General features: G+C 64.6%; 10 protein-coding genes and 1 pseudogene. 5 read left to right on the top strand and 6 right to left on the bottom strand.

Annotated features, from left to right (window positions below; all coding sequences use genetic code 11):
- The 6 genes and pseudogenes from GCT19_RS02330 to queA all read right to left on the bottom strand — a co-directional run.
- A pseudogene (locus GCT19_RS02330) lies at window positions 1-215 on the bottom strand (IS110 family transposase); the annotation flags it as partial.
- A 139-nt stretch (window positions 216-354) separates the two neighbouring features.
- The gene (gene secF, locus GCT19_RS02325) at window positions 355-1,305 is read right to left on the bottom strand and encodes a protein translocase subunit SecF (RefSeq protein WP_018431903.1); all 951 of its coding nucleotides are present in this window, start codon (window positions 1,303-1,305) and stop codon (window positions 355-357) included.
- 18 nt (window positions 1,306-1,323) lie between these two features.
- Entirely contained in the window at window positions 1,324-3,414 is a 2,091-nt protein-coding gene (gene secD, locus GCT19_RS02320; RefSeq protein ID WP_152850903.1) for a protein translocase subunit SecD, read from the bottom strand.
- A gap of 116 nt (window positions 3,415-3,530) precedes the next feature.
- Window positions 3,531-3,860: a preprotein translocase subunit YajC gene (yajC, locus tag GCT19_RS02315; RefSeq protein ID WP_008922485.1), complete on the bottom strand. Its 330-nt coding sequence runs from the start codon at window positions 3,858-3,860 to the stop codon at window positions 3,531-3,533.
- Window positions 3,861-4,071: 211 nt separating this feature from the next.
- Window positions 4,072-5,262, bottom strand: coding sequence for a tRNA guanosine(34) transglycosylase Tgt (gene tgt / locus GCT19_RS02310; RefSeq protein WP_018431901.1), 1,191 nt, complete (start codon window positions 5,260-5,262; stop codon window positions 4,072-4,074).
- Between the two features lie 114 nt (window positions 5,263-5,376).
- On the bottom strand, window positions 5,377-6,435 hold the full coding sequence (gene queA / locus GCT19_RS02305; protein ID WP_018431900.1) for a tRNA preQ1(34) S-adenosylmethionine ribosyltransferase-isomerase QueA: 1,059 nt from the start codon (window positions 6,433-6,435) through the stop codon (window positions 5,377-5,379).
- Between the two features lie 192 nt (window positions 6,436-6,627).
- On the opposite strand from queA, the gene recG reads away from it, so the two are divergent.
- The 5 genes from recG (at window position 6,628) to GCT19_RS02285 (ending at window position 12,759) form a co-directional block, all read left to right on the top strand.
- Window positions 6,628-8,916: an ATP-dependent DNA helicase RecG gene (recG, locus tag GCT19_RS02300; protein WP_152850901.1), complete on the top strand. Its 2,289-nt coding sequence runs from the start codon at window positions 6,628-6,630 to the stop codon at window positions 8,914-8,916.
- A gap of 104 nt (window positions 8,917-9,020) precedes the next feature.
- Window positions 9,021-9,980 carry a LysR substrate-binding domain-containing protein gene (locus tag GCT19_RS02295; protein ID WP_018431898.1) on the top strand — a complete coding sequence of 320 codons (960 nt, stop codon included), beginning with the start codon at window positions 9,021-9,023 and terminating at the stop codon, window positions 9,978-9,980.
- A gap of 411 nt (window positions 9,981-10,391) precedes the next feature.
- A complete protein-coding gene (locus GCT19_RS02290; RefSeq protein WP_018431896.1) occupies window positions 10,392-11,846 on the top strand; it encodes a catalase in 1,455 nt (484 codons plus the stop codon).
- A 95-nt stretch (window positions 11,847-11,941) separates the two neighbouring features.
- Entirely contained in the window at window positions 11,942-12,106 is a 165-nt protein-coding gene (locus tag GCT19_RS42550; protein ID WP_184131500.1) for a hypothetical protein, read from the top strand.
- 155 nt (window positions 12,107-12,261) lie between these two features.
- A complete protein-coding gene (locus GCT19_RS02285) occupies window positions 12,262-12,759 on the top strand; it encodes a Dps family protein (protein WP_018431894.1) in 498 nt (165 codons plus the stop codon).
- Window positions 12,760-12,956: the final 197 nt, after the last annotated feature.

Raw genomic sequence — 12,956 nt, 5'->3', positions numbered from 1 at the left:
GCCTGGTGCCCCAGTACCTCCACACGTCTTGCAACCCAGTGCGCGCCGGCACACGCTTCCATGACTACCGTACAGCGCGGAAGATTGCCCAGCAGCGTCAGCATCTGGCTGCGCGTGAGCTTCTTGCGGAACACCATACGGCCCGATGCGGACTGTGCGTGCAGGTGGAAGCAATGCTTACCCAGATCGATTCCGATCAACGAGATGGTGTCCATGACGATCTCCCAAAAAGGAAACAGCCCGATCAGCGTAAGCCGATCGGGCTGTTTCGGGTCAGGCTGACCATCTCATTAAGGCCGGTTCGATCGAACCGGCCTTTTTTATTCCGCGCAATCCTCAGCGACTACGCGCGCATCAAACCTGCGCGCCCGCGTTCGGATCGTCCGGATTGTGGCTTTCTTTCTTTTCCTTGATCAGGTCTTCGCGCTTGACGCCGAACCACATCGCGAGCGCCGCGGCGACGAACACCGACGAGTAGATACCGAACAGAATACCGACCGTCAGCGCGAGCGCGAAGTAGTGCAGCGTCGGCCCGCCGAACAGGAACATCGACAGCACCATCATTTGCGTACAGCCGTGCGTGATGATGGTACGCGACATCGTGCTGGTGATTGCGTGGTTGATCACCTCGATCACGCTCATCTTGCGTTCGCGGCGGAAGGTTTCGCGAATCCGGTCGAAGATAACCACCGATTCGTTGACCGAATAGCCGAGCACCGCGAGCACCGCGGCCAGCACCGACAGCGAGAACTCCCACTGGAAGAATGCGAAGAAGCCGAGAATGATCACGACGTCGTGCAAGTTCGCGATCACGCCGGCGACCGCGTACTTCCATTCGAAGCGGAACGACAGGTAGATGACGATACCGATCACCACGCACGCGAGCGCGAGCAGACCATCGGTGGCGAGTTCCTTGCCGACCTGCGGACCGACGAACTCGACGCGCTGCAACTGCACCTCGGGCGTATCGGCCTTCAGCGCGCTCATCACCTGCTCGCTCTGTTGCGCGGACGTGAAGCCCGACTTCAGCGGCAGACGGATCAGCACGTCGCGCGCGGTGCCGAAGTTCTGCACCTGCGCGTCGGCATAGCCGAGCTTGCCGAGCGTGGCACGCACCGGGTCGAGCGGCACCGCGCTCGGATACTGAACCTCGATCACGGTACCGCCGGTGAATTCCACCGACAGATGCAGCCCGCGATGCACGAGGAAGAACACGGCGGCGAGGAAGGTGATCAGCGAGATCGCGTTGAAGATCAACGCGCGCTGCATGAACGGAATGTCTTTGCGGAAACGGAAAAATTCCATGGTCTTGTTCTCCGGGACTCAGCGGGATGAACCCGGTTTCTGCGGCGTCGAGCCATTCGACGTCGGCGTGCCCGGCGCATTGCGGCGGCGGACGGTCGGCTTCGCGCGACCCTGCGCGCCGGCTGCGGCCGGTGCCTTCGAGCTTGCCTTCGCGCTCGCCTTCGCCGTGGCGATGGCCTGCGCGGTGTCGGTCGCGGCGTCGCTGCTGCCGAGACCGCCGGCGTAAGCAGCCGAGCCGGCGGCGGCCGCTTGCGGACGCCACACCTGGCCGATCGACAGCGACTTCAGCTTCTTCTTGCCGCCGTACCAGAAGTTGACGAGGCCGCGCGAGAAGAACACCGCCGAGAACATCGACGTCAGAATGCCGATACAGTGGACGATCGCGAAACCGCGCACCGGACCCGAGCCGAATGCGAGCAGCGCGAGGCCGGCGATCAGCGTGGTCACGTTCGAGTCGAGAATCGTCGCCCACGCATGCGCGTAGCCGTTCTGGATGGCCAGTTGCGGCGGCGCGCCGTGGCGCAACTCTTCGCGCACGCGCTCGTTGATCAGCACGTTCGCGTCGATCGCCATACCGAGCGCGAGCGCGATAGCGGCGATACCCGGCAGCGTGAGCGTGGCCTGCAGCATCGACAGCACCGCGACCAGCAGCAGCAGGTTCACGGACAGGCCGATCATCGAGATCACGCCGAACAGCATGTAGTACGCGATCATGAACACGGCGATCGCCGCGAAGCCCCACACGACCGAGTGGAAGCCCTTCTTGATGTTGTCGGCGCCGAGGCTCGGGCCGATCGTGCGTTCCTCGATGATTTCCATCGGCGCGGCGAGCGAACCGGCGCGCAGCAGCAGCGCGAGGTCGGCGGCCGCTTGCGGGGTCGGCTGACCGGTGATCTGGAAGCGGTCGCCCAGTTCCGACTGAATGGTCGCGACCGTCAGCACTTCACCCTTGCCGCGTTCGAACAGCACCATCGCCATCGGCTTGCCGATGTTGTCGCGCGACACCGCGCGCACCGCGCGGCCGCCGGCCGAGTCGAGTCGGATGTTGACCGACGGACGCTGATGCTCGTCGAAGCCCGCCGATGCGTCGATGATGCGGTCGCCGGTGAAGATCACCTGCTTGCGCAGCAGCACCGGCGCCTGGTTGCCTTGCGTGAAGAGTTCGTCGCCCGGCGGCACCGGGTCGTTCGGGTTCGGATGCGTGTTGACCGGGTCGGCGAGGCGCGCTTCGAGCGTCGCCGTGCGGCCGATGATGTCCTTCGCCTTCGCGGTGTCCTGCACGCCCGGCAGTTCGACCACGATGCGGTCGGCGCCCTGTTGCTGGATCACCGGCTCGGCCACGCCGAGTTCGTTCACGCGGTTATGCAGCGTCGTGATGTTCTGCTTCAGCGCGGCGTCTTGCACCGCGCGCTGCACGGCCGGCGTGAAAGTGCCGACCAGTTGCACACCGCCGTCCGCGCCGGGGCTCGGCTGCGAGGTCCACTGGAGTTCGCTGACGCCGCGGCCGAGAAGCTTGAGTGCCGCGTCCGCCGTGGCCTGATCGGCCAGATTCACCACCACCGACTGGTTCACGCGATTCACGCCGCCGTCGCGCACGTTGTTGTCGCGCAGCAGCGTGCGCACGTCCGAGGCGTCCGAATCGAGCTTCTTGTTCAGTGCGCCGGCCATGTCGACCTGCAGCAGGAAGTGCACGCCGCCGCGCAGGTCGAGACCGAGGTACATCGGCAGTGCGCGCAGCGCGGTCATCCAGGTCGGCGACGCGCTTTGCAGGTTCAGTGCGACGATGTATTGCGGATCGTTCGGGTCGCTATTGAGCGACTTCTGCAGCAGGTCTTTGACGCGCAGCTGCGTGTCCGTGTCCGTCAGGCGCACGCGGATGTTCGCGTTGGTCTGCGAGTTGTCGAACGTGACTGCGGTCGGCTTGATCTGATTGCCCGCGAGCGCGGCTTCGACCGACGCCAGCGTGGTGGCGTCGAGCCTGACCGTGGCCTTGCCGCTCGACACCTGCACCGCCGGCGCTTCGCCGTACAGATTGGGCAGCGTGTACACGAGGCCGATGACCAGGGCCACCAGCATCACGGCGTATTTCCAGAGGGGGTAGCGATTCATGAGTGGTCCAACGGGAAGGTTGGCTTGGATGCGATGCGTCCGGCGATGAGCGCGGGCCGTTCAGCGAAGTGCCTGAACGGCCGGCGAGGCCGCGCCGGACGCGAGGAGTGCAGGCCTTACAGCGACTTGATCGTGCCCTTCGGGAGAATTGTCGTGACCGACGCCTTCTGCACGGTGATTTCCGTGCCTTCCGAGATTTCGATGCCGACGTAGGCTTCGCCCACCTTCGTCACCTTGCCGACGATACCGCCGTTCGTCACGACTTCATCGCCCTTGGCCATCGCTGCGAGCATGTTGCGATGTTCCTTCTGACGCTTCATTTGCGGGCGAATCATGATGAAATACAGCACGCCGAACATCAGGATCAGCGGCAGGAAGCTCATCAGGTTCGATTCGATACCGCCTGCTGCAGCGCCTTGCGCGAAGGCATTGGAAATGAACGACACGTTGGTCTCTCCGTTATTGGTCAAACAAACGAACAAAAAATCAGCCGATTATTCTACCACCGGCCACACGAGCGCCGGCACGGCGAATCGGCTTTGCGATCAACCGTTTAAAGGTCAGATTCGGGGCAAATTCAGCGGCCGGCGAAAGCAAATTGTAAGTTGTTCGCGTGCCGCATGGGGCAATCCTCAGCGGCATTCACGTACCGTGCCGTCAGGACGACGGTTCGACGCCGCGCGCGCGGTCTTCGTGGAAACGCTTGCGGAACGCGTCGAACAGCTTCGCCTCGATCGCATCGCGCATTTCCTGCATCAGCTCGAGGTAATAGTGCAGGTTGTGGATCGTGTTCAGCTGCGCGCCGAGGATTTCGCCGACGCGATGCAGGTGGTGTAGATAGCCGCGTGTGAAGTTGCGGCAGGTGTAGCAGCCGCATTGCTCGTCGAGCGGGCGCAGCGAGTTCTTGTGCGTCGCGTTGCGGATCTTGATGTCGCCGAAGCGCGTGAACAGCCAGCCGTTGCGCGCGTTGCGCGTCGGCATCACGCAGTCGAACATGTCGACGCCGGCGGCGACGCCGGCCACCAGGTCTTCCGGCGTGCCGACGCCCATCAGGTAGTGCGGCTTGTTGGCCGGCAGCTTGGGGCCGATATGGTTCAGGACCCTCATCATGTCTTCCTTCGGCTCGCCGACCGACAGACCGCCGATCGCGAGGCCGTGGAAGTTCTTCTCGGCGAGACCGGCGAGCGACTCGTCGCGCAGATCCTCGAACATGCCGCCCTGCACGATGCCGAACAGCGCATTCGGATTGCCGAGGCGCTGGAATTCGTCGATCGAGCGCTGGGCCCAGCGCATCGACATGCGCATCGATTCAGCGGCTTCCTTGTGCGAGGTCGGGACGTTGTTGGTCGCGTACGGCGTGCATTCGTCGAACTGCATCACGATGTCGGAGTTCAGCACCTTCTGGATCTGCATCGACACTTCCGGCGACAGGAACAGCCGGTCGCCGTTGATCGGCGACGCGAACGTGACGCCGTCCTCGGTGATCTTGCGCAGATCGCCGAGCGAGAACACCTGGAAACCGCCCGAGTCGGTCAGGATCGGCTTCTTCCAGCCCATGAAGCCGTGCAGTCCGCCGTGGGCCTCGATGGTTTCGAGGCCGGGGCGCAGCCACAGGTGAAACGTATTGCCGAGGATGATCTGCGCGTGCATTTCGTCGAGCTCGCGCGGCTGGACCGCCTTTACGGTGCCGTAGGTGCCGACCGGCATGAAGATCGGCGTCTCCACCACGCCGTGGTTCAGCGTGACGCGGCCGCGGCGCGCGAGGCCGTCGGTGCCGAGCAGTTCGAATTTGAGGCCATTCTCCGGGCGCTCGTGGGCAGGATGCTGCGAGGGATGACCAAAGGTCATGGGGATCACTCCTGTGCTACCGGAAAACAGTCCGGCGCAATCAATGAAAACCGCCACTACGGATCGCGGCGGTTGGGAAAACAGCCAATACGCTGAAGCAGTGCTCGAACCGGCTTAGGCATCGCGCCGCGTCAGCAGCATCGCGTCACCGTAGCTGAAAAAGCGATAGCGCTCGTCGATCGCATGACGGTACGCGGCGCGAATCGTCTCGACACCGGCGAACGCCGACACCAGCATCAGCAGCGTCGATTTCGGCAAGTGGAAGTTCGTGACCAGCCGGTCGACCACGCGGAAGCGGTAGCCCGGCGTGATGAAGATGTCGGTTTCCGCGCTCGCCGCGGCGAGCGGATGGCCGGCGGCTTCGGCGTCGCGCGCGGCGGCTTCGAGCGCGCGCATCGAGGTCGTGCCGACCGCGATCACGCGGTTGCCGCGCGCTTTGGTCGCAGCGATCTTGTCGGCCAGCGCTTGCGGCAGGTGATACCACTCGCTGTGCATCTTGTGCTCGGCGATGTTCTCGACCCGCACAGGCTGGAACGTGCCCGCGCCGACGTGCAGCGTCAGCGTCGCGCGTTCGATGCCGAGTGCGTCGAGCCTCGCGAGCAGCGCGTCGTCGAAGTGCAGGCCGGCGGTCGGCGCGGCGACCGCGCCCGGGTTCTGCGCGTACACCGTTTGATAGCGGGTTTCGTCGGTCGCGTCGGGATCGTGCTCGATGTACGGCGGCAGCGGCAGACGGCCGTATTGCTCGATCAGCGTCAGGCAGTCGTCGGGGAAGTGCAGCGTGTAGAACTGATCGACGCGCTCGCCGACGGTGACGTCGAACGCATCCGCGAGACGGATCGTCGTGCCCGCCTGCGGGCTCTTGCTCGCGCGGATCTGCGCGAGCGCGCTGCGCTCGCCGGTCAGGCGCTCGACCAGCACTTCGATCTTGCCGCCGCTCGCCTTCTGGCCGAAGAAGCGCGCCTTCAGCACTTTGGTATCGTTGAAGACCAGCAGGTCGCCCGGCGCGAGGCGCTCGGGCAATTCGGTAAAGCGGCGGTCGATCAGGCGCGCGGCGCCGTCGGCGGCGCCCGCGGCGTCCACGTCGAGCAGACGGCTGGCGCTGCGCTCCGGCAGCGCGACTTGCGCGATCAGCTCGGGCGGCAGATCGAAATCGAAATCGGAAAGCGTAAACATGCGAACGACTGGAAGCGGATTGGTACTGATTTGGGACTGAATTGAGCCGAAGCCGGAGCCGGGCGGCTATGATGGCGGGACGCCGAAGCGGCCCGCGTGCGCGTTCGAGCCGCATCTTGCCCGCGCTGGATGCGCGCAGAGCGGCACGATTTTATTTCGACAGCAGCCGATATTGTACTTGCGAAGCAGCCCATGCCTTTGTCCGACCGCCGATCGTCCGTTGCCACCCTCGAAGCGGGCGCCGAACCGCGGCGCCGGAGTGCGCGAGCGGAGGCGGGGGAACCGGAGGCGGCAGATGGTGGCGCGCAAGGCGGCATGATTGCCGCAGGCCATGATGCCGGGCGCGACGGCGACCCCGCGAGCGGCGACAAACCCGCCGCCAAAACCAAAGCCACGGCGAAGCCCGCCGCCAAACCCGCAGCCAAAACCGCCGACAAGCTCGCCAAACTCGGCCTCATACGCGACATCGACCTCGTGCTGCATCTGCCGATGCGCTACGAAGACGAAACCTCGCTGACGCCGATCGGTCACCTGCTGCCCGGCGGCGTCGCGCAAACCGAAGGCGTCGTGTTCGACAACGAGATAGCCTATCGCCCGCGCCGGCAACTGCTCGTGAAGCTGCGCGACGCCGACGGCGACGAGCTGGTGCTCCGTTTTCTGAATTTTTACGGCTCGCAGGTCAAGCAGATGGCGCCCGGTGCGCGCCTGCGCGTGCGTGGCGACGTGCGCGGCGGCTTCTTCGGCATGGAGATGGTGCATCCGACCGTGCGCGTCGTCGATGAAGACACGCCGCTGCCGCAGGCGCTGACACCGGTCTATCCGAGCACCGCGGGCGTGTCGCAGGCGTATCTGCGCAAGGCGATCGACAACGCGCTGGCGCGCACTTCGCTGCCGGAGCTGCTGCCTGCGCCGGTCGCGCGCGCGTTTCTCGAACCGCTCGGCGTGCCGGCGCTGATGGACGCGGTGCGCACGCTGCATCATCCGGGCGCGCAGTCCGACGAAACGGCGTTGATCGACGGCACGCATCCGGCTTGGGTGCGCATCAAGTTCGAAGAACTACTCGCGCAGCAGATGTCGCTGAAGCGTGCGCACGACGAGCGGCGCAACCGCGCCGCGCCGGCGATGCCGCGCCGCAAGCTCGGCGACGAGTCGGCGCTGGTCGCGCGTCTGCTGAAGGCGCTGCCGTTTTCGCTGACGGCCGCGCAGCAGCGCGTCGGCGGCGAGATCGCGCTCGATCTGACGCAGCCGCATCCGATGCAGCGGCTGTTGCAGGGCGACGTCGGCAGCGGCAAGACGATCGTCGCGGCGCTTGCCGCCGCGCAGGCGATCGACGCCGGCTACCAGGCCGCGCTGATGGCGCCGACCGAAATCCTCGCCGAGCAGCACGCGCGCAAGTTGCGCGGCTGGCTCGAGCCGCTCGGCGTGAACGTCGCGTGGCTCGCGGGCAGTCTCAAGACGAAGGAAAAGCGCGCCGCGATCGAAGCGGCCGCACTCGGCACCGCGCAGCTGGTGATCGGCACCCACGCGATCATCCAGGACGCGGTCGAGTTCGCGCGCCTCGGGCTCGTGATCGTCGATGAACAGCATCGCTTCGGCGTCGCGCAACGGCTCGCGCTGCGCGCAAAGGCGCAGGGCGCCGCCGACGGCGCGTCCGACTTCCAGCCGCATCAATTGATGATGTCCGCGACGCCGATTCCGCGCACGCTCGCGATGACCTACTACGCGGACCTCGACGTCTCCACGATCGATGAACTGCCGCCGGGCCGCACCCCGATCCTCACGAAGCTCGTGTCCGACGCGCGCCGCGAAGAGGTGATCGGCCGCGTGCGCGAGGCGGCGCTGACGGGGCGCCAGGTGTACTGGGTGTGTCCGCTGATCGAGGAAAGCGAGACGCTGCAGCTGCAAACCGCGGTCGAGACCTACGAGACGCTGGTGGCCGCGCTGCCCGAGCTGCAGGTCGGCCTCGTGCACGGGCGCCTCGCGCCCGCCGAAAAGGCCACGGTGATGGACGCGTTCTCGCGCAACGAGATCCAGTTGCTGGTCGCGACCACGGTGATCGAAGTGGGCGTCGACGTGCCGAACGCGTCGTTGATGGTGATCGAGCACGCCGAGCGCTTCGGTCTCGCGCAGCTGCATCAGTTGCGCGGTCGGGTGGGGCGCGGCAGCGCCGCGTCGGTCTGCGTGCTGCTGTACACCGGACCGCTGTCGATGACCGCTCGCGCGCGCCTGCAAACGATGCGCGAAACCACCGACGGCTTCGAGATCGCCCGCCGCGACCTCGAAATCCGCGGGCCCGGCGAGTTCCTCGGCGCGCGGCAGTCGGGCGCGGCGATGCTGCGCTTCGCCGACCTGCAAAACGATCAGCACCTGATCGAGCCCGCGCGCGAAGCCGCCGCGACGCTGCTCGACCAGTATCCGGACGTGGTCCTCCAGCATCTGGCGCGCTGGCTCGGCGCACGCGAGCAATATCTGAAAGCCTGAGCGCGAGGCCTCGGCCACGAACGGAATGGCTAAAAGGTTGGCGAACCGACCCTATAGGTGTATAACTAGAACCTATCGAATCTATCGCACTGATTGATCCCCGAATGACGCTCACCGAATTGAAATACATCGTGGCGGTGGCCCGCGAGCGGCACTTCGGCCGGGCCGCCGAAGCGTGTTTCGTCAGCCAGCCCACGCTGTCCGTCGCCATCAAGAAGCTCGAAGACGAGCTGAACGTGCAGATTTTCGAGCGCGGTACCAGCGAGGTCAGCGTCACGCCGATCGGCGAACAGATCGTCACGCAGGCGCAACGCGTGCTCGAGCAGACGCTCGCGATCAAGGAAATCGCCAAGCAGGGCAAGGACCCGCTGGTCGGTCCGCTGCGCCTCGGCGTGATCTACACGATCGGACCGTACCTGCTGCCCACGCTCGTCAAGCAGATGATCCAGCGCGTGCCGCAGATGCCGCTGATGCTGCAGGAAAACTACACGCTGAAGCTGATCGAACTGCTCAAGCAGGGCGAAATCGACGTCGCGATCATGGCGCTGCCGTTTCCCGAAACCGGTTTGATGCTGCGCCCGCTGTACGACGAGCCGTTCGTCGTCGCGCTGCCGTCCGGTCACGCGTGGGAAGGCCGCTCCAAGATCGACCCCGACGATCTGAAGCAGGAAACCATGCTGCTGCTCGGCAGCGGTCACTGCTTCCGCGATCATGTGCTCGGCGTATGTCCCGAGTTGATGCGCTTTTCGCAGAACGCGGACGGCATCCAGAAGACTTTCGAGGGTTCGTCGCTCGAAACGATTCGTCATATGGTCGCGAGCGGCGTCGGCATTACCGTGCTGCCGCGCATGTCGGTGCACGAGGTCAAGCCGCATGCGGGCGGTATCGACGCGGGCCTGCTCAGCTATGTCGCGTTCGACGAACCGGTGCCCGATCGCCGCGTCGTGCTGGCATGGCGCAAGAGCTTCACGCGCATGCCCGCCATAGATGCGATCTGCGAGGCAATCGCCGCCTGCGAACTGCCGGGCGTCAAAAAACTCGATCTGCCCACTGCCGTCAACTGACGCGCCGTCATCCCGCAGCCGCGCCGGATACCGGCGCGGCCTGCCGCGAAAAAGGGCGCGAGCTCTATCGAATAGATTAAATTAATCAAATACGAATATTCGATAGCTATTGCTATAGTTTCCTCCATGGATCGACCGATCCCCTGATTCGATAAGGCTCAGCCTCCGACTCCCCAGTCGGGGCGTCAGACAAGCCAGGAGGAAAACATCATGCAAGCAGTTTCACAGCCCATCCACGCTTTTCCCACCCAACCGACCATGACGGCCGCCGCGCCGAGTATCCGCACGGTCGCGATGTCGTTGCTGGTCGACCGGGTGTTAGCCGCCTGACGCGCCTACCCATGACGGCGTCCGTCCCGCACGGATGCCGCGCGATTTCCTCTGATGCAATAAAACCACGCAGGAGTGCCCATGTCCGAACGTAAGCTCACCAATGCCGCCGGCGCGCCCATCGCCGATAACCAGAACTCGATGACGGCCGGCCCGCGCGGCCCAGTCGTGCTGCAAGACGTCTGGCTGCTCGAAAAGCTCGCGCACTTCGATCGCGAAGTGATTCCCGAGCGTCGCGTTCACGCGAAGGGTTCGGGTGCGTTCGGCACGCTGACGGTCACGCACGACATCTCGCGCTACACGAAGGCGAAGGTATTCGCGCAGGTCGGCAAGGAAACGCCGCTTTTCATGCGCTTTTCGACCGTGGCCGGCGAGCGTGGCGCGGCCGATGCCGAGCGCGACGTGCGCGGCTTCTCGATCAAGTTCTACACCGAAGAAGGCAACTGGGACGTGGTCGGCAACAACACGCCGGTGTTCTTCATCCGCGATCCGCTGAAGTTTCCGGACTTCATTCATACGCAGAAGCGTGATCCGTACACGAACCTGCGTAACAACGTCGCGGCGTGGGATTTCTGGTCGCGTCATCCGGAGTCGCTGCATCAGGTGACGATTCTGATGAGCGATCGCGGCATCCCGAAGAACTACCGGCAGATGCACGGCTTCGGCTCGCACACGTACTCGTTCATCAACGCGAACAACGAGCGTTTCTGGGTCAAGTTCCACTTCAAGTCGCAGCAGGGTATCGAGAACTTCACCGACGCCGAAGCCGCGCAGGTAGTCGCCCATGATCGTGAAAGCGCGCAGCGCGATCTGGTGACCAGCATCGACGCGGGCAACTTCCCGAAGTGGCGCTTCGCGATTCAGGTGATGCCCGAAGCGGATGCGGCGAACTACCGCTTCAATCCGTTCGACATCACGAAGGTGTGGTCGCAGAAGGACTATCCGTTGATCGACGTCGGCACGATCGAGTTGAACCGCAACGCGGCCAACTATTTCGCGGACGTCGAGCAGGCGGCGTTCACGCCGGCGAACGTGGTGCCGGGCATCGGCTTTTCGCCGGACCGTCTGTTGCAGGGGCGTCTGTTCTCGTACGGCGATACGCAGCGTTACCGGCTCGGCATCAATCATCACCAGATCCCGGTGAATGCGCCGCGCCTGCCGAACCCGCATTCATTCCATCGCGACGGCGCGATGCGTACCGACGGCAATCTCGGCGGCAACGTGAATTACGAGCCGAATCGCTTCGGCGACTTCGCGCAGGACGCGAACGCATCGGAGCCGCCTCTCGCGGCGGGCGCGGTCGCGCGTTACGAGCATCGCGAGGACGACGACTACTACACGCAGCCGCGCATGTTGTTCGCGCTGTTCAACGACGCGCAGCGTGAGCGTCTGTTCGGCAATATCGCGCGACATATCGACGGCGTGCCGCAGGACATCGTCGCGCGTCAGATCGAGCATTTCCGCCGCGCCGATCCGGCTTACGCGGAAGGTGTGATCGCGGCGCTCGCCGCATTGCAGGAAGGCAGAAACCGCTAGGCGTCCAATACGCGGCGCATGGCAAGGCAGTAGCAGAGTAATCGACGGCGCAGCGCATTGCTGCGGCCGTCACGAGACGAACCGGGAGTACGATCATGATTCAGATGATGATGGCAAGCATCGGCGGTCCGACCGCCACGCCGAGCATGCAGGCGCAACGGCAGGTATTGATGCTGCGCAAGGCGATGGGCGTTGCGATCGTCGCGAGCGGCTTTGCGGTAATCGCCGCGCAGGCGTTGCAACACGCGCTGGGCGGCTGAGCGCAGTACCGCCAGGATGGCGGCGCAGCAAGGCCCCCGAGCACGTCTCGAGCGAAGCTTGCGGCAATTCACGCTACACTGTCGAACAGTTTTATTCGTGTTTCCGCAGACCGTCATCTGCCGACCGGTTCGTATCACTCTTCGAAGGAGTCATCATGGCCAAGAAAGAAGCCGCAGCAGCCGTACAGCACGTCAACATCGGGATCAGCGACAAGGATCGCAAGAAGATCGCCGAAGGGTTGTCGCGTTTGCTCGCCGATACCTACACGCTGTACCTGAAGACCCACAACTTCCACTGGAACGTCACGGGTCCGATGTTCAACACGCTGCATCTGATGTTCGAAACGCAGTACAACGAACTCGCGCTCGCAGTCGACTCGATCGCCGAACGTATCCGCGCATTGGGCGTGCATGCGCCGGGCACCTACAAGGATTTCGCGAAGCTGTCGTCGATTCCCGAAGCGGACGGCGTGCCGGCCGCGGAAGACATGATCCGCCAGCTGGTCGAAGGTCAGGAAGCGGTGGTGCGCACCGCGCGCGCGATCTTCCCGGCGACGGAAGCCGCCAACGACGAGCCGACCGCCGACCTGCTCACGCAACGCATGCAGACGCACGAAAAGACCGCATGGATGCTGCGCTCGCTGCTCGCGTGATTTGACGCGGTTGAGCCGGCCTGGTCAGGTTCGAATGCAGGTGCGGGCAACACCCGCGCCGTGCCAGAAACGCACAAGCCTCCCTACACGGGAGGCTTTTTTTTTTGCGCCGCCGCCGCCGCGTGATGCACGGCTGCGAGCGCGCGGCACCTCGATACGCGGGCAGGTGAATTCAGAGCCGCCGTGCGCTTCCCGTA

The sequence above is a fragment of the Paraburkholderia atlantica genome (assembly GCF_009362785.1).
GTDB lineage: Bacteria > Pseudomonadota > Gammaproteobacteria > Burkholderiales > Burkholderiaceae > Paraburkholderia > Paraburkholderia atlantica.
Note: the sequence above shows the minus strand (reverse complement) of the source record. Positions and strands in the feature narration are given on the sequence as shown.

Coding starts and splice junctions, on each gene's coding strand:
- secF (WP_018431903.1), bottom strand. CDS start 1,305: ATGGAATTTTTCCGTTTCCGCAAAGACATTCCGTTCATGCAGCGCGCG.
- secD (WP_152850903.1), bottom strand. CDS start 3,414: ATGAATCGCTACCCCCTCTGGAAATACGCCGTGATGCTGGTGGCCCTG.
- tgt (WP_018431901.1), bottom strand. CDS start 5,262: ATGACCTTTGGTCATCCCTCGCAGCATCCTGCCCACGAGCGCCCGGAG.
- queA (WP_018431900.1), bottom strand. CDS start 6,435: ATGTTTACGCTTTCCGATTTCGATTTCGATCTGCCGCCCGAGCTGATC.
- recG (WP_152850901.1), top strand. CDS start 6,628: ATGCCTTTGTCCGACCGCCGATCGTCCGTTGCCACCCTCGAAGCGGGC.
- GCT19_RS02295 (WP_018431898.1), top strand. CDS start 9,021: ATGACGCTCACCGAATTGAAATACATCGTGGCGGTGGCCCGCGAGCGG.
- GCT19_RS02290 (WP_018431896.1), top strand. CDS start 10,392: ATGTCCGAACGTAAGCTCACCAATGCCGCCGGCGCGCCCATCGCCGAT.
- GCT19_RS42550 (WP_184131500.1), top strand. CDS start 11,942: ATGATTCAGATGATGATGGCAAGCATCGGCGGTCCGACCGCCACGCCG.
- GCT19_RS02285 (WP_018431894.1), top strand. CDS start 12,262: ATGGCCAAGAAAGAAGCCGCAGCAGCCGTACAGCACGTCAACATCGGG.